Source organism: Paraburkholderia sp. CNPSo 3281 (assembly GCF_024206515.1).
GTDB lineage: Bacteria > Pseudomonadota > Gammaproteobacteria > Burkholderiales > Burkholderiaceae > Paraburkholderia > Paraburkholderia nodosa.
This window is the reverse complement of the sequence record NZ_JAMBPS010000023.1, coordinates 61,625-87,644: the sequence shown is the minus strand read 5'-3', so window position 1 is coordinate 87,644 and position 26,020 is coordinate 61,625. Positions and strand designations below refer to the sequence as shown.

The 26,020-nt window shown below is 66.2% G+C and carries 22 protein-coding genes; 13 read left to right on the top strand and 9 right to left on the bottom strand.

All coding sequences use genetic code 11. The annotated features are described in order from the left end of the window. Nucleotides 1-52 precede the first annotated feature (52 nt). Entirely contained in the window at nucleotides 53-448 is a 396-nt protein-coding gene (locus M3I56_RS22145; protein ID WP_254355819.1) for an MliC family protein, read from the bottom strand. 50 nt (nucleotides 449-498) lie between these two features. Then, complete coding sequence (purT, locus tag M3I56_RS22140; RefSeq protein ID WP_254355818.1) at nucleotides 499-1,722, bottom strand: formate-dependent phosphoribosylglycinamide formyltransferase; 1,224 nt, start codon at nucleotides 1,720-1,722, stop codon at nucleotides 499-501. 256 nt (nucleotides 1,723-1,978) lie between these two features. Between purT and M3I56_RS22135 the strand changes: the two genes are divergently transcribed. Both M3I56_RS22135 and M3I56_RS22130 read left to right on the top strand, forming a co-directional pair. Next, nucleotides 1,979-2,578, top strand: a complete 600-nt coding sequence (locus M3I56_RS22135; protein WP_375541772.1) for an META domain-containing protein — start codon at nucleotides 1,979-1,981, stop codon at nucleotides 2,576-2,578. Nucleotides 2,579-2,789: 211 nt separating this feature from the next. Then, on the top strand, nucleotides 2,790-7,262 hold the full coding sequence (locus M3I56_RS22130; protein ID WP_254355817.1) for a DNA translocase FtsK: 4,473 nt from the start codon (nucleotides 2,790-2,792) through the stop codon (nucleotides 7,260-7,262). A 54-nt stretch (nucleotides 7,263-7,316) separates the two neighbouring features. Here the strand turns inward: M3I56_RS22130 and M3I56_RS22125 are convergent, their stop codons facing one another. After that, a complete protein-coding gene (locus tag M3I56_RS22125) occupies nucleotides 7,317-8,474 on the bottom strand; it encodes a lactonase family protein (RefSeq protein WP_375541771.1) in 1,158 nt (385 codons plus the stop codon). Nucleotides 8,475-8,847: 373 nt separating this feature from the next. On the opposite strand from M3I56_RS22125, the gene M3I56_RS22120 reads away from it, so the two are divergent. From M3I56_RS22120 to M3I56_RS22110, 3 genes are all read left to right on the top strand, one after another. After that, complete coding sequence (locus M3I56_RS22120) at nucleotides 8,848-8,997, top strand: DUF3096 domain-containing protein (protein WP_081771773.1); 150 nt, start codon at nucleotides 8,848-8,850, stop codon at nucleotides 8,995-8,997. A gap of 176 nt (nucleotides 8,998-9,173) precedes the next feature. Further along, nucleotides 9,174-11,036, top strand: a complete 1,863-nt coding sequence (locus M3I56_RS22115) for a glycoside hydrolase family 15 protein (protein ID WP_254355815.1) — start codon at nucleotides 9,174-9,176, stop codon at nucleotides 11,034-11,036. Nucleotides 11,037-11,341: 305 nt separating this feature from the next. Beyond that, nucleotides 11,342-12,649: a polyhydroxyalkanoate depolymerase gene (locus M3I56_RS22110; RefSeq protein ID WP_254355814.1), complete on the top strand. Its 1,308-nt coding sequence runs from the start codon at nucleotides 11,342-11,344 to the stop codon at nucleotides 12,647-12,649. Between the two features lie 131 nt (nucleotides 12,650-12,780). Here M3I56_RS22110 and M3I56_RS22105 read toward each other — a convergent pair whose 3' ends face one another. After that, nucleotides 12,781-13,413 carry a TetR family transcriptional regulator gene (locus M3I56_RS22105; protein ID WP_201693601.1) on the bottom strand — a complete coding sequence of 211 codons (633 nt, stop codon included), beginning with the start codon at nucleotides 13,411-13,413 and terminating at the stop codon, nucleotides 12,781-12,783. Between the two features lie 443 nt (nucleotides 13,414-13,856). Between M3I56_RS22105 and rsxB the strand changes: the two genes are divergently transcribed. From rsxB to M3I56_RS22090, 3 genes are all read left to right on the top strand, one after another. Beyond that, complete coding sequence (gene rsxB, locus M3I56_RS22100) at nucleotides 13,857-14,702, top strand: electron transport complex subunit RsxB (RefSeq protein WP_254355813.1); 846 nt, start codon at nucleotides 13,857-13,859, stop codon at nucleotides 14,700-14,702. Between the two features lie 35 nt (nucleotides 14,703-14,737). After that, a complete protein-coding gene (gene nth, locus M3I56_RS22095) occupies nucleotides 14,738-15,382 on the top strand; it encodes an endonuclease III (protein ID WP_254355812.1) in 645 nt (214 codons plus the stop codon). A gap of 93 nt (nucleotides 15,383-15,475) precedes the next feature. Further along, nucleotides 15,476-15,910, top strand: a complete 435-nt coding sequence (locus M3I56_RS22090) for a DUF1841 family protein (protein ID WP_254336556.1) — start codon at nucleotides 15,476-15,478, stop codon at nucleotides 15,908-15,910. 130 nt (nucleotides 15,911-16,040) lie between these two features. On the opposite strand, the gene M3I56_RS22085 is transcribed toward M3I56_RS22090, so the two are convergent. After that, nucleotides 16,041-16,436 (bottom strand): c-type cytochrome, encoded by a 396-nt coding sequence (locus tag M3I56_RS22085; RefSeq protein WP_375541770.1) that lies wholly within the window; start codon nucleotides 16,434-16,436, stop codon nucleotides 16,041-16,043. 18 nt (nucleotides 16,437-16,454) lie between these two features. Beyond that, nucleotides 16,455-16,820, bottom strand: a complete 366-nt coding sequence (locus M3I56_RS22080) for a c-type cytochrome (protein WP_254355811.1) — start codon at nucleotides 16,818-16,820, stop codon at nucleotides 16,455-16,457. 418 nt (nucleotides 16,821-17,238) lie between these two features. Between M3I56_RS22080 and M3I56_RS22075 the strand changes: the two genes are divergently transcribed. The 5 genes from M3I56_RS22075 to M3I56_RS22055 all read left to right on the top strand — a co-directional run bounded on the left by M3I56_RS22075 (nucleotide 17,239) and on the right by M3I56_RS22055 (nucleotide 22,593). After that, nucleotides 17,239-18,090, top strand: coding sequence for a MoxR family ATPase (locus M3I56_RS22075; RefSeq protein WP_158757322.1), 852 nt, complete (start codon nucleotides 17,239-17,241; stop codon nucleotides 18,088-18,090). A 34-nt stretch (nucleotides 18,091-18,124) separates the two neighbouring features. Continuing rightward, complete coding sequence (locus tag M3I56_RS22070; RefSeq protein ID WP_028205747.1) at nucleotides 18,125-19,297, top strand: VWA domain-containing protein; 1,173 nt, start codon at nucleotides 18,125-18,127, stop codon at nucleotides 19,295-19,297. Nucleotides 19,298-19,410: 113 nt separating this feature from the next. After that, the gene (locus M3I56_RS22065; protein WP_254355810.1) at nucleotides 19,411-20,646 is read left to right on the top strand and encodes a benzoate/H(+) symporter BenE family transporter; all 1,236 of its coding nucleotides are present in this window, start codon (nucleotides 19,411-19,413) and stop codon (nucleotides 20,644-20,646) included. Between the two features lie 298 nt (nucleotides 20,647-20,944). Further along, nucleotides 20,945-21,904, top strand: a complete 960-nt coding sequence (tal, locus tag M3I56_RS22060; RefSeq protein WP_254355809.1) for a transaldolase — start codon at nucleotides 20,945-20,947, stop codon at nucleotides 21,902-21,904. Nucleotides 21,905-22,167: 263 nt separating this feature from the next. Beyond that, nucleotides 22,168-22,593, top strand: a complete 426-nt coding sequence (locus M3I56_RS22055) for a VOC family protein (RefSeq protein ID WP_254355808.1) — start codon at nucleotides 22,168-22,170, stop codon at nucleotides 22,591-22,593. A 36-nt stretch (nucleotides 22,594-22,629) separates the two neighbouring features. Here the strand turns inward: M3I56_RS22055 and M3I56_RS22050 are convergent, their stop codons facing one another. From M3I56_RS22050 to M3I56_RS22040, 3 genes are all read right to left on the bottom strand, one after another. After that, nucleotides 22,630-23,748, bottom strand: coding sequence for an FUSC family protein (locus M3I56_RS22050; protein WP_254355841.1), 1,119 nt, complete (start codon nucleotides 23,746-23,748; stop codon nucleotides 22,630-22,632). Nucleotides 23,749-23,976: 228 nt separating this feature from the next. Continuing rightward, on the bottom strand, nucleotides 23,977-25,527 hold the full coding sequence (gene mctP, locus M3I56_RS22045; protein WP_254355807.1) for a monocarboxylate uptake permease MctP: 1,551 nt from the start codon (nucleotides 25,525-25,527) through the stop codon (nucleotides 23,977-23,979). Next, the gene (locus M3I56_RS22040) at nucleotides 25,524-25,760 is read right to left on the bottom strand and encodes a DUF3311 domain-containing protein (RefSeq protein WP_254336575.1); all 237 of its coding nucleotides are present in this window, start codon (nucleotides 25,758-25,760) and stop codon (nucleotides 25,524-25,526) included. Before M3I56_RS22040 ends, mctP begins: the two co-directional genes overlap by 4 nt. Nucleotides 25,761-26,020: the final 260 nt, after the last annotated feature.

The following is a 26,020-nucleotide window of genomic DNA, read 5'->3' as shown; positions in this document are numbered from 1 at the left end:
CCGACAGGTTACTCCCGCCAGGCGGAATGTGTCGTGAAGCGTGCGTTCGGCGTTAGCGCATGATCGTCGCGCAGCCCGAGAGCACCGGCTTCGGACTCGCGTCGGACGTGACGTCGTAGAGATCCGCGCCAGGGCCCTTGGTCCACCACGTGTAGCGGTCGGCGACGTACTTCACGCCCGAGGCCGCGATCACTCCGACGAAAAGGAGCTTGCGGCCTGCCACGGGCACGAGCGCGAAGCTCTGGCCGTTGGCCGCGTTGAGATAGGTGACCTTGAAGGTCTTGCTGTTGGCGCAGGTGTAGCTGAACGTGTGGCGCGACTGCACCTGGATGTCACGCACTTCGAGCGGGGCCGCCGCATTTGCCGCATTCGCGGCGCCCACGTGCAGCGCGGCGGCGAGACCGCACGCAGCCGCCAGCCGGATTGCACCGCTTCGAGCATCGATCATCGTGTTCTCCGTGGGTTGCGTTGGCGTTGCGCCGGCCCCGCGCCGCAGGCTCACTGTGCGGCGTCGCCCGGCACCGGACGCACCGCCGCGGCCGCTTCGCGGGCGCGCGAGCGGGCCTCGTCGGTGTCGGCGCCCGTGGCGAGCGCGACGCCCATGCGGCGCTTCACGAAGCTCTCGGGCTTGCCGAAGAGGCGCAAATCCGCGCCCGGCACGGCCAGCGCTTGTGCAACGCCTTCGAACGCGATGCCGCGCGCGTCCATGCCGCCGTAGATCACGGCCGAAGCGCCCGGACCGCGCGCCGTCGTATCGACAGGCAGGCCGAGAATCGCGCGCGCATGCAGTTCGAACTCGGAGAAGCGCTGCGACGCCAGCGTGACGAGCCCCGTGTCGTGGGGGCGCGGGCTCACTTCCGAGAACCACACCTCGTCGCCGCGCACGAACAGCTCGACGCCGAAGAGACCGCGGCCGCCCAGCGCCTCGGTCACCTTGTGCGAGATTTCGCGCGAGCGCTCGAGCGCCTTCGCGCTCATCGGCTGCGGCTGCCATGATTCGACGTAGTCGCCGTCCACCTGGAGGTGGCCGATCGGATCGCAGAAATACGTCTGCACCTGGCCGCTGGCCGGGTCGATCGCGCGCACGGTGAGCTGCGTGATTTCGTAGTCGAAGTTGATGAAGCCCTCGACGATCACGCGCCCGCGGTTCACGCGGCCGCCCGCCAGCGCATATTCCCAGGCGCGCTCGACGTCGGCGTCGCTGCGCACGACCGACTGCCCCTTGCCCGACGACGACATCACCGGCTTCACCACGCATGGATAGCCGACCTTGGCGACGCCCGCCTTCAGCTCGTCGAGCGAATCGGCGAACGCATAGGGCGAGGTGGCGAGGCCGAGTTCCTCGGCGGCGAGGCGGCGGATGCCCTCGCGGTTCATCGTGAGCTGCGCGGCGCGCGCAGTAGGGATCACCTCGGCGACACCCTCGGCCTCGACGGCGGCGAGCGCGTCGGTGGCGATCGCTTCGATTTCGGGCACGACGAGATGGGGGCGTTCGGCGTCGATGAGCGCGCGCAGCGCCTTGGGATCGGCCATGTCGATCACGTGCGCGCGATGCGCGACCTGATGGCCCGGCGCGTTTTCGTAACGATCGACGGCGATCACCTCAACGCCGAGACGCTGCAGCGCGATGATCACTTCCTTGCCAAGCTCGCCCGCGCCGAGCAGCATGACACGGGTGGCGGAAGCGGAAAGCGGCGTGCCGATGCGGGGGCCGGTTTGCATGATGTCTCCAGAATGGCGGTATGGCGCAAATGCGTAAGAGCGCCGATGTTAACACGCGGACTTGCCGTGGCGAGGCGCTTTGGGCCGTGGCCGGCCGCCCGCTTCAGGCGCGGCGTACGCACGTTTGCGCTCGCATGCTGCAGCGCGGTGCGTTACGCTTACGCCTTCGTCGATTACGAGGAACGATGCGATGCCTAATAGCCAGACGGCGAGCCAGACGCCGAGCCAGGCACCGAGCCAGAGTCCGCGCGTGAAGATGCGCCTGCGCCCTGCCCGAGGCGTATTCGCGCGAAAACTGACCTCGCGCACGGCGATGCTCGCTGCGGCCCTGCTGGTGTGCGCGTGCAAGCTGCCCGTGCATACGGACGCCTCCGCGCCGCTACCCGATCCGTTCAACCCCGCCACGACGCAGCTGCTCGACAACACGCACTGGCAGCTCGTGGAATGGAAGCGCGCCGACGGCACGATGCGCGCCCTGCCGGGCCGCGACGCCGATGCCGGCAACACCGAAAACCCCGACGCTCGCCCGATCACGCTCGACCTCTCGACCGAGAGCGGCCAGCGCCGCGCAAGCGGCTTCTCGGGCTGCAACCGCTATTTCGGCGCCTATACGCTCAAGAACGGCCTGCTATCGTTCAGCCAGCTCGGCGGCACGCGCATGGCCTGCATCGGCGCGGGCGGCGATATCGAGGGCGCTTATCTGGAAGCGCTCTCGCATATCGCGCGCTCGGGCGTACAGATGCGCCATCCGCAATCGCTCTTTCTCGTGCTCGAAAACGGCGACCGCCTGACGTTCGGCGAGCAGGGCGCCGAGCCGGCCCCGACGCCCGCCTCCGAAGCCAAACCGGCGCAGTGAACGCTGCGCGCATGAGCCGCCGCGCCCTTGCCCGGCGCGGCGCTTTTTTTGTTGCGCGCGAACCAAAGCGGCGCGCGCAAGGTCTTTGGCGTGTCGGGCGCGCAACGCCTGCCGTGCCGCGCGCAACACCGCCCTCAAGTGGATGGCGGCGCGCAGGGGCCGAGCGGTTACACTCCACACGTCGCACACCTTCTCTACGTACATCTTCGGCATGCACACGGTAGTTCCTGGCTGGTTCGGCGTTTCGGCCGTCTGGTTCATCCCTCTGATCTGGCGTCTCGTCAAGTCCGTGCTGCCGGGCGGCGCGGGGCTGCGCGGCCCGGGCACGATCCGGCTCTGGCTCGGCTTCGTCGGCGTGCTCGTGGCGAGCTGCGCGCTCGAGGCGACGCTAATCGACATCGCCGGTTTCGACGCGCTCGGCCACGCGCTTTCGGGCGGGCTCGGCAAGCTCATCGGCCACGTGGCCGCGCCGCTCGCGATGACGGCGCTCTTCCTCGTGAGCTTGCCGTGGCTGCTCGACTTCCATTGGCGCGAATTCCTCGCCTGGGCCGATATCTCGCTCGGGCTCGGCCTGAACATCCGCGCCGCGCGTGAGACCGAAGACAGCCCGCGCCGCGAACGGCGCAACCGCCGCGCCGCGGCCGAAGAGGGACTTCCCGCGCATAGCGCCGCCACCTTCAATGCGCCGATGCCTGGCGACAGCGCGCGACGCAAACGGCCGACGATCTGGCGCCCGCCGGCGCGTGACGCGCGCGAGGGTCGCGATAACCCGCGCACAGCCGGCGCGATGGCCACGGGATTCGGCGCAGCGTCGGCCGCTGCCACCGCACAGGACGCGTTTGCGGATCCTGCGTCGTGGCGTGCCGAACCGGGCTTCCGTGGTCCCGCCGATCCCTCCGCGGCATGGGCGCGCACCGAGCCGACCGCGGCCGCCGACTGGCTGCGCGGCACGCGTGCGCCGGTGCAAACGCCGCCTGCGGGTGCGTCGCGGGCAGCGATGGAGGCGCCGCGCGCGCCGTTGCCGCCAGGCGCGCCGCTCGGCGACGCGCGCCGCCAGCCGGCGCGCGGTGCGAGCGCGGTGCAGGACGTGGCGGGTATGCATGGGGCGCAGGGCGTCCCTGCGCAACCCAATGCGCCGTGGCGGGCAGAGACGGCTCACACTCGGCCGGCCATGGCCGCCGCGATGACGGGCGCGGGTGCGCGCACGGCTTCGGCTTCGGCGGCGGTGCACGGCGCGCCGCTCGCGGCCGGCGCCGCCGCAGCCGCGGCCGCCGCGCGCAGTGCCGCGTTCGGCACGATGCCGGCACCGCTCGATCCGTTGACTTCGCCGTTCGCACAACCCGTCATGCCGCGCCGCACGGCACCGCCGCCCGCGGCGGGCAGCACGGCAGCACGCGCTGCGGCCGCCGCGCCGCCGCGCGTCGCGAAGCCGCCGAAACCGTACGTCTGGCAGGGGCAGCCCGCGCGCGTGAACCCTCGCCCGCCCATGGGTACGCCGCGCGCGGCGCCGTTCGGCTCGCATCTGGCCGAAACACCGCCCGCGACGCCCGCCTACTCGCGCCCCGCGCCCACCAGCGCCCCGCAGGCGGAGGCGCCGCTCTCGATGAGCGTGCTCGAAACGTTGCGCTCGATCGAAGAGAACGCCGCACGCTGGACGACGCTCGCCGGCGCGAGCCTCGCACGCCGCACCCTGGACGAAGCGGGCGCGCTCACGGGCGAGGAACAAACGCACGGACAATTCCCGAGCGCATCGCCGGACCTCGCGACGGCGGCGCTGCCGGTGACGCTTTCAGGCGGGTCGCTGGAAACGACGTCCGCTCCGGTCACGCAGCAGGACGGTGACTACGTTGCATCAAACCCGGGTGTGCAATCGTTCGAGGAAGCGCACGCCGCACCGCAACCGCACGACACGACGTCAGGCGTGACGCCAGCTACACACGCTGCCCCCTACCCTGCCGCGGCTCAGAGCCCGGTATCGTCCGAGCCGAATTGGGTCAGCGCCGGCTACACGACTGCACCGACTGCCTGGCAATCGATGCCGGCCCATGCGGTCGAAGCCACGCAAAACGCCTCGGACGAGGCAACGCGCGTCGAACCTGTGCAAGCAGCGGCGGAGGAAGCTGCAACGCCCTCGCCGTGGCCAACGCTGGATCACGGCATGCCGTGGATCCTGCTCGACGACGAACCGTCGGCCGCCGCTCCCGCCGAAACGCACGCCGCCGAACCGTTCTTCACGTTCAGCCCATCGACGGTGCAGGAGCAGGCACCTGCGCCGGCCGTAGCAATTTCTCCTGTTGTGGCAACCGCGCCAGCGCCAGCAGCGACGCAAACGCCGGTCGCGGCAACCGCGCAGGCCGAGCAACCCGCTCCGGCCGAAGCGCATGAAGCACACGAAGCACACGACCAGCTCGACACATCGGCCGCGTCGAACATCGTGCACTTCCCCCGCGTTGCCCGCGAGGCGCAACCCGACGCCGCCGCGACGCCTGCTCAGCACGCAGCGCCCGTTAGCGCGCAACCGCTCGAAGCAAGCACCCGCGCCGACGTAGTGGTCGATCCGGCGTCGACGGCGGCCCGCGACGAATCGGCGTACGGCACGTACGGCAGCACGTTCGAAACCTCTGCGCGCGCGACGCCTGCACACGTCGCGCCGACGGTTGCGCACGCGGCTCCCGCGACGCCGTTCGACGCAGCGCCATCGCCTGTGGCCGAGCAGAAGGCGAGCAATGCTTTCGCGCCCGTCGCGCGCAGCGAATCCGCCGGCGTCGACGAGCACCCCGCGTCGATGGATGAAGGGCAAGGCGTTGCGAACGAAGCCGCTGAGGCCTTGCCGGCACCCGGCGCGCCGGCAACCCGGGCAGCGGCTTTCGAGGCGACGCCCCTGCCCGCAGCGCAAGCGCGCGCACCCGCAGCAACGCCGCCGTGGGTTGCCGAATCGCAGCCGGAAAGCCGTCCCGCAGTTGCCGAGGCCACGCTCACGCCGAATCGCGCGCAGCCCGCTACGTCGATCGCCGCCCCGATTGCGGCGCCCTACCCCGCCATCGCGACCGAGCCGAGCGCCGCGAGGCACGACTTCGAGTCCGTATCAGAAGCCATCGAAGCCCCCGAAGCGGTCGAAGCCCCCGAGCCCGCAGTCCAGCGCGCTCCCGTGCGCGGCCACGCGCCCACGTCCTTCGTGTTCGAGCCGCTCAGCGCATCGGCAGTCGAACTGCCCGGGCTCGATCTGCTCGAGCGCGCATCGTCCGAGATCGAGCCTGTCTCCGAGCAGAAGCTCGCCGAAACGAGTCAGCTCATCGAGCAGCGTCTCCAGGAGTTCAAGGTCCCCGTGACGGTGGTCGGCGCCTCGGCGGGCCCGGTCATCACGCGCTTCGAAGTGGACCCCGCGCTCGGCGTGCGCGGCAGCCAGATCGTCGGCCTCATGAAGGATCTCTCGCGCGGTCTCGGCCTCACGTCGATCCGCGTGGTCGAAACGATCCCCGGCAAGACCTGCATGGGCCTCGAACTGCCGAACGCCCGCCGCCAGATGATCCGCCTCTCGGAGATCCTCGAATCGGCGCCGTACCATCGCTCGCAGTCGAAGCTCACGATTGCGATGGGCAAGGACATCGTCGGCCATCCGATCGTCACCGATCTCGCCAAGGCGCCGCACATGCTCGTGGCGGGCACGACCGGTTCGGGCAAGTCGGTCGCGATCAACGCGATGATCCTGTCGCTCCTCTACAAGGCGACGCCAGAGGACGTGCGGCTCATCATGATCGATCCGAAGATGCTCGAGCTTTCCGTGTACGAAGGCATTCCGCATCTGCTCGCGCCGGTCGTGACCGACATGAAGCTCGCCGCCAACGCGCTCAACTGGTGCGTGGGCGAAATGGAGAAGCGCTACCGGCTGATGTCGGCGGTGGGCGTGCGCAACCTCGCGGGCTTCAACCAGAAGATCCGCGACGCCGAAGCGAACGAAAAGAAGATCGGCAACCCGTTCTCGCTCACGCCGGAAGCCCCCGAGCCGCTCTCGCCGCTGCCGATGATCGTGGTCGTGATCGACGAACTCGCCGACCTCATGATGGTCGCGGGCAAGAAGATCGAAGAATTGATCGCGCGTCTCGCCCAGAAGGCGCGCGCCGCCGGCATCCACCTGATTCTCGCGACCCAGCGTCCTTCGGTGGACGTCATCACGGGTCTCATCAAGGCGAATATTCCGACGCGGGTGGCGTTCCAGGTGTCGTCGAAGATCGACTCGCGCACGATTCTCGACCAGATGGGCGCTGAGTCGCTGCTCGGCCAGGGCGACATGCTGTTCCTGCCGCCGGGCACCGGGTATCCGCAGCGCGTGCACGGCGCATTCGTCGCCGACGAGGAAGTCCACGCGGTCGTGGAGTATCTGAAGCAGTTCGGCGAGCCCGAGTACGTCGAAGGCATACTCGACGGCCCGGCTTCCGAAGGCGCGCCGCAGGACCTGTTCGGCGACTCGCCCGACGCCGAAGCCGACCCGCTCTACGACGAGGCGGTCTCGTTCGTCGTGCGCACGCGGCGCGCGTCGATCTCGTCGGTGCAGCGGCAACTGCGCATCGGCTACAACCGCGCCGCGCGTCTGGTCGAACAGATGGAAACGGCGGGACTCGTTTCGCCGATGGGCATCAACGGCAGCCGCGAAGTGCTCGCGCCCGGCGGCGGCCAGGGCGAGTAAGGAAGAAGGCGCGCCTCGCGCCTTCTTGCGTCATCTCGAGACGCTATGGCTCGACTATTGCGCGACGAACTTGAAATCGACCGGCGAGCCGATGTCGATGCGCTTCGGGTTCGGCTCGAGCAAACCCGTCTGCTGATCGCGGCGGAACACGTAGGCGGTATCGCTGTTCTGGTTGCCGACGATCAGCCACTGCCCGGTCGGATCGATCGCGAACTCGCGCGGCGACTTGCCGAGGCTCGACTGGCGCCCCACGCGCTTGAGCTTGCCGCTATCGCCATCGACGGCAAAGATCGAAATATCGTTGGCGTCGCCGCGATTGGAAACGTAGAGGAACTTGCCGTCCGGCGACAGATGCAGCGCCGCCGCGCCCTGCGTTCCCTTGAAGCCCGGCTCCGCGAGTTTCTCCACTTGCTCCAGCTTCATGTGGCCATCGTGATACGCAAACACCGTCACGGTGGCGGCCAGTTCGCTCGTGAGATACGCATGACGGCCGTCATTGCCGAAGATCAGATGACGCGGACCACTGCCTGACTTCACATCGGTATAACGCCACTCGGTGGGGCTCACCAGGCCGCGGCTGCCGTCCGGCGTGTAGAGATACGTCCAGAGCTTGTCGGTGCCGAGATCCTGCGTGAAGAGATAGTGCCCATCCGGCGAAAACACCGTCGAATGCACGTGCGCGTTGTCCTGACGCCCCTTCACGGGGCCGCCGCCCTCGTGATGCACGGTGAGCACGGACTCGCCCAGCTTGCCGTCCTGCTGCACGGGCAGGACTGCGAAGCTACCGCCCGGGTCGGCGGCGACCGAGTAATTCGCCACGAAGAGATAGCGCCCATCCGGCGAGAGGCTCAGGTAGCACGGATCGTTGCCCTGCGCCGACACCTTGTTGAGAAACGTGAGCTGACCGCTTGCGGCGTCGAAGTCGAACGCGCTCACGTCGCCGCGCAGGCTGGCGGGACCGTTGTCGCCCGGCAGTTCGTTTACCGCGTAGACGAAGCGGTTGTCCTTGCTCACGACGAGAAACGACGGGTTCACCGTCTTCGCCACGCTGACCGGCTGCATATCGCCCGTCTGCGTATCGAAGTGATAGACGTAGAGGCCCTCGCTCTTGCCGCCCGTATACGTGCCGACGATCAGGTTGTAGACACCGCCCGCGGGCGCGGTCGTGGATGCGGATTGCGCGAACGCCTGCGTCGCGGCGACGGAAGCCATGATGACAACACCTTTGACGAACAGGTTGAGGAGATGGGCGGGTCGGCGCTCAGTGCGGCGCGATCGGGACAGGCTACCTGAATCGGCAGATGACCGGGAGGGCACAGGCACGGCGTTTGCGGCGGCACGGCGAAGGAACATGTCGACCTCCTTTTTCTTGTCGATGCAGGGGAGCGGGTCGGCCCTCGTCGCCACGCCGACCGTATTCGTCTCGCTTTCGTCTGATACATGGGACACCGGCCCAGTATAAGAGAGGTCGCGAGCGCCCGCCCCGCAAGCGCGCAGCGACGCGTCCAGGCCAAAGTCGAAGCAACAACGAGCAACAAAGGCATCTACGCAAAGGTTCGAAACCCGCCGCAACCAGGGAGCCGTCATGAACATTCACGTCGCCATCGGGCCGCTCGTCGCGCTCATCGCAGGCATTCTGATTCTCGCCGTGCCGCGTCTGCTCAATTACATCGTCGCGCTGTACCTGATCATCATCGGGGTCATCGGGCTTTTCGGCGTGGGCGGGCATCTGTGACCCGTTCAGGTCACGCTCGACGGCGTTTGTTGACACAGGCGAGATGAGTATTTGCGCGTGCTGCCGCGCAAAACGCATTGCGCTGGCGGCCCCGCTGCCACTACTCTTGTGCGTGCACGCCGCACCGCTGCGGCAAGCGGCTTTCGTTTTCGAGCAACGCTGTCAATCTGCTTACTATGCCCGCACCCATTGAAGACTACGCATTGATCGGCGACGGCCACACGGCCGCGCTCGTTTCCCGCACTGGATCCATCGACTGGCTCTGCTGGCCGCGCTTCGACTCCGGCGCCTGCTTCGCCGCCCTCCTCGGCACCGAGGAAAACGGCCGCTGGCTCATTGCGCCCGCGCAGCCCGAAGATGGCGCGAAAGTCGAGATCAAGACCACGCGCCGTTATCGCGGCGACACGCTGATCCTCGAAACCGACTTCGAAACGCCCGATGGCGCCGTGACGCTGATCGACTTCATGCCGCCCGGCAACGGCTGGTCCGAACTCGTGCGCATCGTCGTGGGCCGGCGCGGCACCGTGCGCATGGAAAGCCAGCTCGTGCTGCGCTTCGACTACGGCTTTTCGGTGCCGTGGGTGAGCCGCCTCACCTACGAGAGCGGCATCAAGGCCACGGTGGGCCCGGACACCGTCGTGCTGCGCACGCCTGTCGACCTCGAGGGCGAGAACATGCACACGGTGGCGCAGTTCGATGTGAAGGAAGGCGAACGCGTGCCGTTCTCGCTTTCGTATGCGGCCTCGCACTTGCGTCTGCCGCCGCCGCGCGACCCGTTCACGGCGCTTGCGCGCACGGAGAACTTCTGGACCGAATGGGCCTCGCGCAGCACCGTGGAAGGCCGCTGGGCCGAACCCATCCGCCGCTCGCTCATCACGCTCAAGGCGCTGGCCTACGAGCCCACCGGCGGCATCGTCGCGGCGCCCACCACGTCGCTGCCCGAACAGCTGGGCGGCACGCGCAACTGGGACTACCGCTACTGCTGGCTGCGCGACGCGACCATCACGCTCCTCGCGATGATGCGCGGCGGCTACTACGACGAGGCGCGAGCCTGGCGCGCCTGGCTGGGCCGTGTGATGGCAGGCTCGCCCTCACAGTTGCAGATCATGTACGGGCTCGCCGGCGAGCGCCGGCTGCCCGAATTCGAACTCGACTGGCTGCCCGGCTACGAAGGCGCGAAACCGGTGCGCGTGGGCAACAACGCGGTCGGCCAGCTGCAGCTCGACGTGTACGGCGAAGTGATGAACGCGCTGCACCTCGCGCGCGTGGGCGGCTTGCAGGCCGACGACACCGCATGGTCGATCCAGTGCGCGATGCTCGAACACCTGGAAACGATCTGGACCAAGCCCGATGAGGGCATCTGGGAAACGCGCGGCGGCCGCCAGCATTTCACGTTCTCGAAAGTGATGGCGTGGGTCGCCTTCGACCGCGCGATCAAGTCGGCGGAGAAATTCGAGCTGCCCGGGCCGCTCGATCACTGGCGCGAACTGCGCTCGACGATCCACGCGACCATTTGCGAGCGCAGCTTCAACAAGGATCTGAATTCCTTCACGCAGATCTACGGCGGCACCGATCTCGACGCGAGCCTGCTGCTGATGCCGCTGGTCGGCTTCCTGCCCGCGGCAGATCCGCGTATCGCCGGTACCGTCGCGGCGATCGAGCGCGATCTCATGTGTGAAGGTTTTGTGATGCGCTACCGCACCACCGAATTCAACGATGGACTGCCGCCGGGCGAAGGCACCTTCCTTGCGTGCAGCTTCTGGATGGTCGACAACCTGGCCCTGCAAGGCCGCATGGACGACGCACGCCGCATGTACGAGCGCCTGCTTTCGCTCGCTAACGACGTGGGATTGCTCGCCGAGGAATATGACCCCATTGCGGGGCGCCTGGTCGGCAATTTTCCGCAGGCGTTCTCGCATGTGGCACTCGTGCATACGGGCCTGAACCTCATGCGGCACGAACAGGAAATGGCGAAGGAAACGGGACATCCCGCGGTCGACGGCGCGTCGGCCGAGCCGGCTGTTGTATCCGCATCGTGAATGTTCGAAAGCGCCTGGACGTTTTCGCGGGCTGGGGTACACTAGGGATGCTGCGTTGCACAACAGCCGGACGCAATAGTGCCGTCCGCGTCGCCTGGCAACGGGGCGAAACGCGTGTGCCGCCTTGCAGCGCGCTTACAGTCACGAGCTGCGAACGCATGCGGGTGTGCCCGCGCTAAAGCCCTCCGGGCGGCGGCCGATAAACAACCTGACTGACCGACCAACCTTGCCGGCCCGCATCTGCTCCGCGCCTCATCCGCGCGCGACCCGGGTGCGAACCGCTCCTTGAAGATGCCGGAGCGCCCATGCTCTATCAAATCCGTGAATTCCAGCGCGCGTTGCTCAGCCCGCTGACCGCCTGGGCCCAGGCCGCCTCGAAATCGTTCTCGAACCCGACGAGCCCGTTTTCACTCGTGCCAGGCGCCACGCGCTTCGCCGCAGGCTACGAACTGCTCTATCGCCTTGGCAAGGACTACGAGAAGCCCGAGTTCAACCTTCGCCAGATCGTGAAGGACGGCTTCAATATTCCGATCGTCGAGCAGACCATCATCGAGAAGCCGTTTTGCCGCCTGCTGCGCTTCAAGCGCTATGCCGACGACTCCGGCGCCGTGGCCGCGCTCAAGGACGAGCCTGCCGTGCTCGTGTGCGCGCCGCTCTCGGGCCATCACGCCACGCTCCTGCGCGATACCGTGCGCACGCTGCTGCAGGACCACAAGGTGTACATCACCGACTGGGTCGACGCGCGCATGGTGCCGCTCGAAGCCGGTCCGTTCCATCTCGACGACTACGTTGCGTATATCCAGGAATTCATCCGCCATATCGGCGCGAAGAATCTGCACGTGCTGTCGGTTTGCCAGCCTACGGTGCCCGTGCTCGCGGCCATCTCGCTGATGGCGAGCCGCGGCGAGGACACGCCGCTCACGATGACGATGATGGGCGGCCCGATCGACGCGCGCCGCAGCCCCACCGCCGTCAACTCGCTCGCCACCGAACATTCGCTCGACTGGTTTGCGAACAACGTGATCCACCCCGTGCCGGCGAACTATCCGGGCGAAGGTCGCGAGGTGTATCCTGGCTTCCTGCAGCACGCGGGTTTCGTCGCGATGAATCCGGGCCGTCACACTACCGCGCACTGGGACTTCTACAAGAGCCTGCTGCGCGGCGACGAAGAGGACGCCGAAGCACATCGCCAGTTCTACGACGAATACAATGCGGTGCTCGACATGGCCGCCGAGTATTACCTCGAAACCATCCGCACCGTGTTCCAGGATTTCAGCCTCGCTGAAGGCACGTGGGATGTGGCCGGCGAGCGTGTGCGTCCGCAGGACATTCGCGACACGGCGCTGTTCACGATCGAAGGCGAACTCGACGACATTTCGGGCGCGGGGCAGACGCGCGCCGCGCACGATCTGTGCACGGGCATTGCCGAGGCGAACAAGCATCATCTGACTGCCGAGAAATGCGGCCACTACGGCATCTTCTCGGGCCGCCGCTGGCGCACGATCATCTACCCGCAACTGCGCGACTTCATCCGCCAGCACCAGCAGGCCGCCGGCCACGCGAGCAAGGAAGCGCCTGCCCGCGGCCGCTCCGCTCAGGACGCTGTCGCCTGACAAAGGCTTGCGCTTCACTCGAGCACAGGCAGTCCATGCCAGCAGCAAAATCCGCGCGCCGTCCCAGGACGGCGCGCGGCATTTGTGGAGCGTGAAACGATCTTGCGCGTTCTCCGCGTGCGACTCGTGCGCTACTTGCGCATGAGATACGCGAGCAACATCTCCGTGTTGAGCTGAATGATTTCCGCACGTTCGGCAGTCGTGCTGAAGTCGCGACCGAGCGTGGCGTTGAGCGTGTAGCGGTTCGATACGATGTAGTAGCCCATGCCCGAAAGCGTCACATAGAGGCGCAGCGGATCGATGCTGGGGCGAAACAGTCCCGCGGATTCACCGCGCGTGAGAATCGAACCGAGCGTCGCCACGATCGGCGAGATCATCTCGCGAATTCGTGTGGACTTCTGCATATATCGCGCCTCGTGCAGATTCTCGTTGTTCACGAGCCGCAGTAGTTCGGGATTGTCGCGATAGTAGTCCCACACGAAATGCGCGAGCCGCGTGATCGCCTCGACGGGCGCGAGCCCCGAGAGATCGAGCGCGCGCTCGGCTTCATTGAGCGCGCCGAATGCGTGCTCGAGGACCGCCGTGAATAGTTGCTCCTTGCTGCCGAAGTAGTAATAGAGCATGCGCTCATTGGTTTCCGCGCGTCGCGCGATCTGGTCGACGCGTGCGCCGAACAGGCCGCCATTGGCGAATTCTTCCGCCGCGGCGAGCAGAATGCGGCGGCGGGTGCCTTCAGGATCTCTTTTGATTTTTGGCTGATTCATGGTGGCAGGATCTCGTTAAGCCGCGTTGTCCGGTTTGCGTTGTCGGGCAAGACTGCGCCGGGCCTCTCCTCGCCCTGGTATCGACAACGTTGTGCGGGGCGCGCCAGGTTAATGGACAGACACCCTCCGACCTACGGTCTTGCGTTCCTTCTTGTTTGTTTGATGTCGTTGCGAGCCGACATCGTTCTTCCCCTGTCTGCCTCGTGCGAAGCACGTTGCCTGCCGTGCCCGACATGTACCGCTTACGTCTATTGATTTCCCCTGGACTGCCCGGTGCTCCGCATTAAGCGCTTTGATTATGGCACATGGCCCGCCGATGGCAATGCGGGAAATCGGCGATAATGCAGGCTTTGGCGCTGTGCGTGTGCGCCCCTTAAGGCCCGGTGCGAAGCCCTGCGCGCCCGAGGTCACGCCACCGCCCGCCCCGCCCCGATGTAGCGAACGTGAACGATCCCAAAACACTTGCAGATCGCATTGAAGATCTGCTGCCCCAGACCCAATGCACGAAGTGCGGCTATGACGGCTGCCGACCCTATGCCGAAGCCGTCGCCGCCGGCACCGCCAATTACAACCAATGCCCGCCCGGCGGCCTGGAAGGCGTTGAGCGCCTCGCGAAACTGCTCGGCAAACCCATCATCCCGATCAATCCGGACAACGGCGTGGAGCGTGCGCGTCCGGTGGCGTTCATCGACGAACAACTGTGCATCGGCTGCACGCTGTGCATGCAAGCATGTCCCGTCGACGCGATCGTGGGCGCGCCCAAGCAGATGCACACCATCGTCAAGGATCAGTGCACGGGTTGCGACCTGTGCGTCGCGCCCTGCCCGGTCGACTGCATCGCAATGATTCCCGTTACGGGCGAAGCGACCGGCTGGGACGCGTGGACGCAGCAGCAGGCCGACGAAGCCCGCGTGCGGCATGACCGGCGCGCCGCGCGCCAGGTCGCCGAACGCAATGCGGCCGAGGCGCGCGCCGCGGCTCGCCGCGCCGCCACGAGTGCGCCGCAGGCCCAGGCGCCCCAAGTGCAGCAAGACGCCGCCACGCAGCCCGCAAGCGCCCCCGCCGACGATGCCGAAGCGAAGAAGAAAGCGATCATCCAGGCCGCGCTCGAACGTGCGCGCCGCAAGAAGGCGGAATTGGCCGAACAGGGTGTGGGACCGCGCAACGTCGAGCACGTAAGCGCCGACGTGCAGGCGCAGATCGATGCCGCCGAGGCGCGCCGCAAGCGTATTGGTATCGAGTCGAGCACATCGGACTCACCGCCCGACGACGACAAATCCGCGCGATAGCGCTCCGCAACGCAAAGGCTCCACGCACAACGAGCATGAACGCCACCAAGCGCCGCGCCATCTACGAAACGCTGCAAAGCCTCAATCCGCACCCCACTACCGAGCTGGAATTCAACACGCCGTTCGAACTCCTGATCGCCGTGATGCTCTCCGCGCAGGCCACCGACGTTTCGGTGAACAAGGCCATGCGCCGGATGTTTCCGGTCGCCAACACGCCGGAAGCGGTGCTCGCGCTGGGCGAGGAAGGGGTGGCCGATTACATCAAGACGATCGGCCTTTATCGCACCAAGGCCAAGAACGTCATTGCGACGTGCCACATTCTCATCGAGCAATACGGCAGCGAGGTGCCGCCGACGCGCGAGGCGCTCGAAGCGTTGCCCGGCGTTGGCCGCAAGACCGCGAACGTCGTGCTCAACACGGCCTTCGGCCAGCCGACGATTGCCGTCGACACGCATATCTTTCGGGTTGCGAACCGAACGGGACTCGCTCCCGGCAAGGACGTGCGTGCCGTCGAAACCGCGCTCGAAAAATTCACGCCGCCCGAGTTCCGCCAGGACGCGCATCACTGGCTCATCCTCCACGGGCGCTATGTGTGCAAGGCGCGCCGACCCGAATGCTGGCATTGCGTGATCGAGCCGCTGTGCGAGTTCAAGCCGAAGACGGCGCCGCCGGAGCTCTGAGCGAGCGCGAGCGTCCGGGCGTAAAATGTTCGATTCAGGCATCGCAGCACGACGCTGCGCGATTTAGCGCCTCACCAATACGACCGACTCAAGATGTTCAATCCTAGCCGCGACGAAGTCCGCCACTTTTTCACCGAGACCTGGCGCAAGCAGCGCGCGGGCGAAATCCTCACGCCGCTCGAGGCGATCGCCGCCGACTGGATCGTCGAGCACCCCGAATATCACGCCGAACTAACCGACGCCGATGCGGCCGCCGCCCAGGACTATTCGCCCGAGCGCGGCCAGAGCAATCCGTTCCTGCATCTGTCAATGCATCTTGCGATCAGCGAGCAGCTTTCGATCGACCAGCCGCCCGGCATCCGCGCCGCGCACGACCGCCTCGCGGCACGTCTCGGATCCACGCACGACGCGCAGCACGCGATCATGGAGTGCCTGGGCGAAACGATCTGGGAAGCGCAACGCACGAACACGCCGCCCGACACCGACGCCTATCTCATGCGCATCGAGCGCCGCGCATCTCGCGATTGACTCGCGACTGAAGCACATCTGAAAGAAATAAGGCCGCAAAAAAAGCACCCCGCGAACGCCTCGCCGAAAACGAGGCCCACGCGGGGTGTTTCACATGATGCGGCACGCATGGCGCGCGCCGCGTTCACGCTTACTTCTTGTTGACGAGGTCGCCGCCGAGCGACTCGATATACGCGGCGAGATCCTTCATATCGCTCTGCGAAAGGCTCTGCACCTGCGCCTGCATGATCGGATTGTTGCGGCCGAGGTGCGGATTGCTGGTGCCCATCTGGTACTGCCGCAGCGCCCAGTAGATATAGTCGGCGTGCTGGCCGGCGAGCTTCGGATATTCGGGGCTCACGGGTTTGTTCAGGCCCGGACCGTGACAGGCTGCGCAGTTGTGGCTGTCGGCGAGGACCTTGCCGTTGGAGGCGTCGGCCGCGTGCGCGGGATTGAGCGCGAGCGCGGCGGCCAGTGCGAGCCCGGCGCCCGCGAGCTTGATGGTTGCACCGGCAAACGAAGGCATAGCCGTGTAGGGCTTGTTCATGGATTCTCCACCTGCCGGTTATTTATTCGGATTGTCTTTCGACGCGGCCGTTTGCGACGCATAGTAGGCCGCGATGTCGGCGATGTCCTGTTCCGTGAGCGAGGACGCGATCGCGTGCATCGTCTCGAAATGCCGGTCGCCCTTCTTGTAGGCGAGCAACGCGTTCATGATGTACTGCGCGTTCTGGCCGCCCAGAATGGGCACGTGGTAGACCTGGGGGTAAGCGGTGCGGTAGTCGGGAATACCATGACAGCCGATACACATCGCCACTTTGTCCTGACCCGCCTTCGCATTGCCCACGATGTCCGCGTGAGCCGTGACCGCGAAGCACGCCAGCATGGTGATTGCGCCCGTGATGACGTGCTTGCCGACAATTTTTTTCATAGCATCCAACCTGGCTTGAGGGGATTCGAACGCCCGAACCGCAGGCCACGGCCTGCGCCGCATTACTGCTGTTTTACTTTTGGGGTCGCCGTGCAGGCCGAAAAAAATCGGTCCGAGTATACCGCGACGCCGCGCTGGCCGTCCACCGGCCGCGCCACGCCTGGCGGGCCCTGGAGCGCCTGGCAAGGCCTTGCAACAGGCCCGCAACGGCCACGCAGCGCCCTCGCGCGGCGGCTCGCCCGCAGACAACCCGGAGGAACCCTGGCACGCGCAACGGACTCGCCGCGCGCCGTCGCGAGACGTCTGGCAGCGCTTGCGACCGTGCCCCAAAGAGCGGACCCAACGATACGCGGTGGCGCGCCGACGCAACACCCCATCTGACTTATACTGGGCTTTTTTCCCAGCGAGCGGATTCACCATGCGCGCCACGCGTTTCGAAGGCTCATCGCAATACGTCGCCACCGACGACCTCAAGCTTGCGGTCAATGCCGCGATCACGCTCAAGCGGCCCCTGCTGATCAAGGGCGAGCCCGGCACGGGCAAGACCATGCTGGCCGAAGAAGTGGCCGCGGCGCTGGGTATGCCGCTCATGCAGTGGCACATCAAGTCCACCACGAAGGCGCAGCAAGGGCTCTACGAGTACGACGCGGTCTCGCGCCTGCGCGACTCGCAGCTCGGCGACGAACGCGTGAAGGACATCGCCAACTACATCGTCAAAGGCGTGCTGTGGCAGGCGTTCGAGTCGGAGGAGCAAAGCGTGCTGCTCATCGACGAAATCGACAAGGCCGACATCGAGTTCCCGAACGACCTCTTGCGCGAACTCGACCGCATGGAGTTCTATGTCTACGAGACGCGCCAACTCATCAAGGCGAAACAGCGTCCGCTCGTCATCATCACGTCGAACAACGAGAAGGAACTGCCCGACGCTTTCCTGCGCCGCTGCTTCTTCCACTACATCAGTTTTCCCGATCCGGCGACGATGCAGCGCATCGTCGAGGTGCACTATCCGGGCATCCGCAAGGAATTGCTCAACGCGGCCATGGAAAGCTTCTTCGAACTGCGCAACGTCGCGGGCCTGAAGAAAAAGCCTTCGACGTCGGAACTGCTCGACTGGCTCAAGCTCCTGCTCGCCGAAGAGATTCCGCCCTCGGCGCTGCGCGCGGCCGACGGCTCGAAGTCCATGCCGCCGCTTGCCGGCGCGCTGCTCAAGAACGAGCAGGACATGACGCTGTTCGAGCGCCTCATCTACATGAACCGCCACAACCGTTGACAGGAACCCCGCGCGCGAACGCCGGAGACACCGCATGCTGATCGACTTCTTCTACACGCTGCGCGACGCGAAGCTGCCGGTTTCCGTGAAGGAGTACCTCACGCTCGTCGAAGCGCTCAAGGCGCGCGTGATCGCGCCCTCGCTCGACGACTTCTACTACCTCGCGCGCATGACGCTCGTGAAGGACGAGCAGTACTTCGACCGCTTCGATCAGGCGTTCGGCGCGTATTTTCGCGGCATCGAGAAGAAGTCGGAACTGGCCTTCGAGATTCCCGAGGACTGGCTCAAGAAGCGGCTGGAGCGCGACTTCACGCCCGAACAGCGCGCGCAGATCGAAGCGATGGGCGGCCTCGACAAGCTCATGGAGCGCCTCAAAGAGCTCTTCGAAGAACAGAAGGAGCGCCACGAGGGCGGCAGCAAGTGGATCGGCACGGGCGGCACGTCGCCCTTCGGCCACGGCGGCTATAACCCCGAAGGCATCCGCATTGGCGGCGAAGGCGGCCAGCGCAGCGCCGTCAAAGTGTGGGACGCGCGCGCGTACCGCGACTACGACGACCAGGTCGAAATCGGCACGCGCAACATCAAGGTCGCGTTGCGCCGCCTGCGCCGCTTCGCGCGCGAAGGCGCGGCGGAAGAACTCGATCTCGGCGACACGATCCGCAGCACCGCGGCGAACGCGGGCTGGCTCGACCTCAAGATGGTGCCGGAGCGCCACAACAACGTGAAAGTGCTGATGCTGCTCGACGTGGGCGGCTCGATGGACGATCACATCAAGCGCACGGAAGAACTGTTTTCGGCGGCAAAAGCCGAATTCAAGCATCTGGAGTTCTACTACTTCCACAACTGTGTCTACGACTACCTGTGGAAGAACAACCGCCGCCGCCACGCCGAGCGCACGCCCACGTGGGACCTGCTGCACAAGTTCACGCCCGACTACAAGCTCATTTTCGTGGGCGACGCCACGATGAGCCCGTACGAGGTGCTGCAGCCGGGCGGCTCGGTCGAGTACAACAACCCCGAAGCGGGCGCCGTGTGGCTGCGCCGCCTTGCCGACCAGTTCCCGCACTTCGCCTGGCTCAACCCCGAGCCCGAGCGACTATGGGAGTACCGCCAGTCGGTGTCGGTCATCCGCGAGATTCTCGGCCACCGCATGTACCCGCTCACCGTCGCCGGGCTCGAAACGGCCATGCGCGTGCTGAGCAAATAGGCGCCAGCACTCCCGCCCTTTTCCGCTTTCTCGAGGCGGCGCGTGCCTGAGGGTGTCTTCAGGCCGCGCCGCCCGATGCCGTCATACCTACGCAAAATCTGGAGACCACCCGCATGACCACCCCCTCTTCCCCCGACCTGCCAGCGACATTCAGGCCGGGGCCACTGCGGCCCTTCGCCGACACCTCGGTCGCCACGATCGTGGCCGGCTTCGTCGCGATGATGACCGGCTACACCAGCTCGCTCGTGCTGATGTTTCAGGCCGGCCAGGCCGCGCATCTGTCCGACGCGCAGATCTCCTCGTGGATCTGGGCGCTTTCCATCGGCATGGCCTTGACCACCATCGGCCTGTCACTGTGGTTCCGCGCGCCCATCGTGATCGCGTGGTCCACGCCCGGCGCGGCGCTGCTTATCAGCTCGCTGCCGCACGTGCCTTATGCCGAGGCGATCGGCGCCTATCTCGTCTGCGCCGTGCTGCTCACGGCCGTGGGCCTCACCGGCTGGTTCGACACACTCATGAAGCGCGTTCCCGCGGGCATCGCGGCGGCGCTGCTCGCGGGCATCCTGTTCGAGATCGGCATCGAGATCTTCCACGCCGCGCAGGTGCAGACGCCGCTCGTGCTCACGATGTTCTTCGGCTATCTGGTCGTGAAGCGCTTCGTGCCGCGCTATGCGATCGTCGCAACGCTCGTGATCGGCATCGCCGCCGCCGCCATGCTCGGGCTGCTCGACTTCAGCCACTTCCGCGTGGCGGTGGCGAGGCCCGTGTTCACGATGCCGGCTTTCTCGCTCACGGCGGTGGTGAGCATCGGCATTCCGCTCTTCGTCGTGGCGATGGCCTCGCAGAACGTGCCCGGCATCGCCGTCCTGCGCGCCGACGGCTACGGCCACACGGCGGCGCCCTCCTCGCCGCTCATCGCCACCACCGGCTTGGCCTCGCTCGTGCTCGCGCCGTTCGGCTCGCACGGCGTGAACCTCGCGGCCATCACGGCGGCGATCTGCACCGGCCCGCACGCCCACGAAGACCGCACGAAGCGCTATATGGCGGCCGTGTGGTGCGGCATCTTCTACCTGATCGCCGGCACCTTCGGCGCGACCATCGCGGCGCTGTTCGCGGCGTTCCCGCAGGCGCTCGTGGTGTCGATCGCGGCGCTCGCGCTGTTCGGCTCGATCATGAGCGGCCTCACCAACGCCATGCAGAACCCGAAGGAGCGCGAAGCCGCGCTCATCACCTTCATGGTGACCGCCTCCGGGCTCACGCTGCTCTCCATCGGCGCGGCGTTCTGGGGGCTCGTGGCGGGTGTCATCACGCAGTTCGTGCTGAACGCGCGGCGCGCTTGCCCCGTGTAAGCCGCCGCCGCGAGCGCCTGCCAACACCGCTGGCATGGTGTGTGCGGCGCGTCTGGCATACGCCCTGCCCGCGTGAAACGCAACGCCACGCGTTTCCGCCATAAAATGACGATGTGAGCTGCGCCCAGACGCGCGGCAAGATGCGCCCCACCCGGCTTCCCGCCCAATCGGCGCGGGCCGGGCCGGAACGGCGCAGCGTCTTTTTCGTTCCGCCCGGCGCGCCCCAGGTTCACGCCTGAAGCGCACCGGCCGTTCAACTCTCACCGATGCAGGCGCGCACGCGCCCACAGGGCCTGACATGACTACCGCACTCGACCAGCTCAAGCAGTACACCACCGTCGTCGCCGATACGGGCGACTTCCAGCAATTCGTGCAGTACAAGCCGCGGGACGCGACGACCAACCCGTCGCTGATCCTCAAGGCGGTCCAGAAAGCCGAGTACCGTCCGCTGCTCGAAAAAACCGTGCGCGATCACGCGAGCGAATCGCTCGAGTCGATCATCGACCATCTGCTGATCGCGTTCGGCACCGAAATCCTCAAGATCATTCCGGGCCGCGTCTCGACCGAAGTCGATGCCCGCCTCTCGTTCGACACGAAAAAGTCGATCGACAAGGCGCACCACATCATCGACCTGTACAAGCAGGCCGGCATCGGGCGCGAGCGCGTGCTGATCAAGCTCGCCTCGACCTGGGAAGGCATTCGCGCCGCCGAAGTGCTGCAAAAGGACGGCATCCACTGCAACATGACGCTGCTGTTCTCGCTCGCGCAGGCCGCCGCGTGCGCCGAAGCGGGCGCGCAGCTGATCTCGCCGTTCGTGGGCCGCATCTACGACTGGTACAAGAAGGCCAAGGGCGCCGACTGGGACGACGCGAAGGACGGCGGCGCGAACGACCCGGGCGTGCAGTCGGTGCGCAAGATCTACGCGTACTACAAGAAGTTCGGCCACAACACCGAGGTGATGGGCGCGAGTTTCCGCAACACGAGCCAGATCGTCGAGCTGGCCGGCTGCGACCTGCTCACCATCAGCCCGGACTTGCTGCAGAAGCTCCACGACAGCAACGAGAAGGTCGAACGCAAGCTTTCGCCGGAAGCGTTCAAGGACGCGAAGATCGAGCGCGTGGCCGTGGACGAGCCGTCGTTCCGCTTCCAGCTCAACGACGACGCCATGGCGACCGAGAAGCTCGCTGAAGGCATCCGCGCGTTCGCCGCAGACGCGATCAAGCTCGAAAAGATGATCGAGGAATTGCGCGCGAAGTAATGCGCCTGCGCTCCCTGCAGAGCGCATCGAAGTATCGATGACCAGGGCCGCACATGCCGCATGTGCGGCCCTTTGTTTGACAGGCCGCCCGGCAACCGCCGTTCCCGTCCGCCCTCTCGCAAACCCTGATGACACACCACTCGGTCGCGCCTTCGCGCGCGCCTAGAATCAGGGCAGCGGCGCGACCCGCCGCACGATCCGGCCCCGTGCACACCCTCGCACGAAACAGGCCGGCCAACGTCCCGTCCGCAAGGAAACCGACGATGCAAATCCAGCCCTATCTCTTCTACCCCGGCAATTGCGACGAAGCGATCGCGTTTTATGGCGAAGCGCTCGGCGCGAAGGAAGTGATGAAGATGCGCTTCAAGGAAGCGCCGCCGGACCCCGCGCGCCCCATGCCGCCCGAATTCGCCGAAAAAATCATGCACGCGACGCTCCAGATCGGCGACGCGCAGATCATGGTGTCCGACGGCGGCTGCATGACGCAGAACGACAAGTTCCTCGGCTTTGGCGTCTCGCTGACCGGGTCCGACATCGCCACCGCCGAACGCTATTTCAACGCGCTGGCCAAAGGCGGCACGGTCACGATGCCGTTTCAGAAGACCTTCTGGTCGCCCGGCTTCGGCATGCTGAGCGACAAGTTCGGCGTGCCGTGGATGGTCTCCGCGCCGCACGAGCAACCCGCCTGATCCACCGGCGTAACAACTGGAGAAGCGCGCCCGGCGTCACACCATGCGGTGCGTCGCGGCGCGCTCGATGTTCCAGCGCGGCTCGGTTTCGAGGAGCAGCGCGCGCAGGCGCTCCACCTGCTCCTCCACACGCAGGCTAAGCCAGTAGGGCCCCTGCATCCGCGGCTCGGGGCAGCCCTGCGGCTGCGCCTGCATACTTCCATGGACGGCCTCGCCCGCCATGTCGCCCTCGCCACTCCCCTCCACCACCTGTGCCGCAACCGTGCGCAGCGCCTGCTGCGCCGCCTCGGGGTGACGCCCGCCGCCGAAACGCAGCGCCCGTGCCGTGGCGAGCAGCGCACGGCGCACGGTCTCGCTGCGCTCTGCGAACGCTACGCGCACGAGTGCCTGCTCGTAGCTGCCCGTGCCCGTGCAGAGCATCTCCAGCGCGCTCAGGAGCGAGCGATGCAGGCGCTGCACCTGCTCGAGCCGCGCGAGCGGCACGCCGATCTCCTTGGCGACCGAGGGCATCAGCGCGCGCAGTTGCACGAGCCGTGCATTCAGGCGCACGAAGGTCTGCACCTGCTCGTCGGCATCGACGTGCACGCCGCCCGCCACCTGCGCGTACACGCGCGCGCATTCGCGCAGATTGTCGGCAAGGCTGTAGCGCCACGAATACGTCGCGTGCAGGGGCAAGGCAAACGAAAACACGAGCGCGATGACGATGCCGAGAATCACATTGAGCGTGCGCCAGAGTCCCGTATCGATGAGGTTGTCGCCGTGCCCCGCGACGATGCACATGGTGATGGCGGCCAGCAGCGCGACGTAGCCCGGCTTGCCGATAGCGTAGTAGCCGCACACGGCGGCGACGAGCGACATCAGCACGTAGGTGAGCCACACGGAACCAGTAATGGCCTGCACGACGATGAGCACGAGCCCGATCACGGCGCCGAGCAGCGTGCCGAGCGCGCGTTCGGCGGCCTTCTTGCGGATGTTGCCCTGGTGCTGCAGCCCGCCGATCACGACGAGCAGCGTGACCGAGGCCCAGATGCCGTGCGGAATATGGATGCCCGACGTCGCGAGAATCGAGGCGAGCATGGCCAGACCCACGCGTACGCTGTGTATCACCTTGGCGTTGCGGTAGCGGTAGTACGGGGAGGTCAACGCGCGCCACATGCGCGCGAGGCGCGAACGGCGGCGCGGCGGGCGCAGGCGTTGCGCGCCGCTGCGCCCGCGTCGGGAACGGGATTCGGTTTGGGATGAGGCCATGGCACGGGCTGAACGTGAGCCGGATCAGCAATCATCGTGCACCAGAAAAACAAATGCCCGCAACTGTGCGTTGCGGGCATTGGGTAAAAAACAAGCCCTGCGCAAGCCCGGCGGCATGCGCCGGGCATGAGCGGATCAGCCCTCGACAACGTCGAGATAATCTTCCGGACGCGTGCGATCCGCGCCCTTTTGCATGCCGACGACATGCACGAGCGCCGACACGACGACCGAGACCACGAGGTTCACGATCAGCGACCACACCGCGGCGTAGCCCGGAATCGCGATGCCGAACAGGTGGATCGTGAAGATCGAGCCTGCGAGCTTGAGCGAAATGGCCATCCACGTGCCGGTCGCGATGCCCACCGCCCAGCCCACCAGCAGGCCGCGATAGTCGAGCATGCGCGTGTAGAGGCCGAGCACGATGGCGGGCAGCGTCTGGATGATCCAGATGCCGCCGAGCAGCTGCAGCTGGATCGCGTACGTGAGCGGCAGGCCCAGGATGAACGCCACCGCGCCGACCTTCACGATCAGCGAGACCAGCTTGGCGATGTTGGTCTCCTGCTCGTGATTCATGTTGCGGTTGATGAACTCCTTGTGGATGTTGCGCGTGTAGAGGTTGGCCGCTGCAATCGACATGATCGCAGCCGGTACCAGCGCGCCGATGCCGATGGCCGCGAACGCCACGCCCACGAACCACGACGGGAAGAAGTGCAGGAACAGCGCCGGCACCGCGAAGTTCGGACCGAAGGCCTTGAAGTACGGCACGAATTCCGGCATGTCCTTCACGCCCGCGGCGAGCGCCATGTAGCCGAGCAGCGCGAGCAGACCGAGCACCAGCGAGTACGCGGGCAGCATCGCCATGTTGCGGCGGATGGTGTTGCCCGACGACGACGACAGAATAGCGGTGACCGAGTGCGGGTACAGGAACAGCGCGAGCGCCGACCCCACCGCGAGTGTCGCGTAGGCGCTATAGCCGTTCAAACTCGTGGCATCCGGCGACTTGAGCAGCAGCTTGGCCGGCGGCACCGCGCTGAAGATGTGGCCGAAGCCGCCCATCTGCGCGGGAATCACGATGATCGCAACGATGATCGTGATGTAGATGAGGATGTCCTTCACCACCGCGATCATGGCCGGCGCGCGCAGGCCCGACGTGTACGTGTACGCGGCGAGAATCGCGAACGCGATGATGAGCGGCAGGTCGCCGACAAAGCCCGTCGTGTCGAAGCCGAGTGCGCCAATCACCACTTCGATACCCACCAGCTGCAGCGCGATATACGGCATGGTCGCGACGATGCCCGTCACGGCGATGGCGAGCGCGAGCATGCGGCTGCCATAGCGCGCGCTCACGAAATCGGCCGAGGTGACGTATTGATGGCGCTTCGCGACAGCCCAGAGCTTCGGGAACACGACGAACGCGAACGGATAGATCAGGATCGTGTACGGCAGCGCGAAGAAACCCATTGCGCCCGCACCGAACACGAGCGCCGGCACGGCGACGAAGGTGTACGCAGTGTAAAGGTCACCGCCGAGCAGGAACCACGTGACGATCGTGCCGAAGCGGCGGCCGCCGAGGCCCCACTCTTCGAGATGCGCGAGGTCGCCCTTGCGCCAGTTTGCGGCGAAGAAGCCGAGAACCGTGACGCCGAGGAAGAACAGAATAAAGACAACGGTTGCTGTGACGTTCATTGCGCGCCCCCTGCATCGCCCTTGCTGCGGGTCTTCGTCTTGAAGTAGACGAGCGCGGTAATGACAGCGCTGATCAGCACCCAGAGAAGCTGATACCAGTAGAAAAACGGGAAGTCCCACAGAGTGGGCTCGATCTTGTTGTAAGACGGCACCCAGATCATCGCAATCCAGGGCAGCAGCAAAAGCCATAGCCAATGCTTGCTTGATTTTCCGGCGTCGGCGTCGTGAGCCATGACGTCTCCTCGTTGCTTATGTAGTTATGCGGCCTTGCTTTGTTCGCGGTCCGCCGCCCGGCGTGAGGCGGCCGTTGGCCTCGCGCACGGATAGTCCGCAAGGTCCCCGAAAGCGCTGAAAAGAGTATCGGGGCCACGCCACACGGTCAAGCAGGGCGGACCCCAATTTGCACGGCGTTGTCAAGAGCCAACGGCTTGCGCCATGTCCCGATAATTGCCCGGAAATGCGCTATGCAGGCGAAAAAAAACCGGCCCTGGGA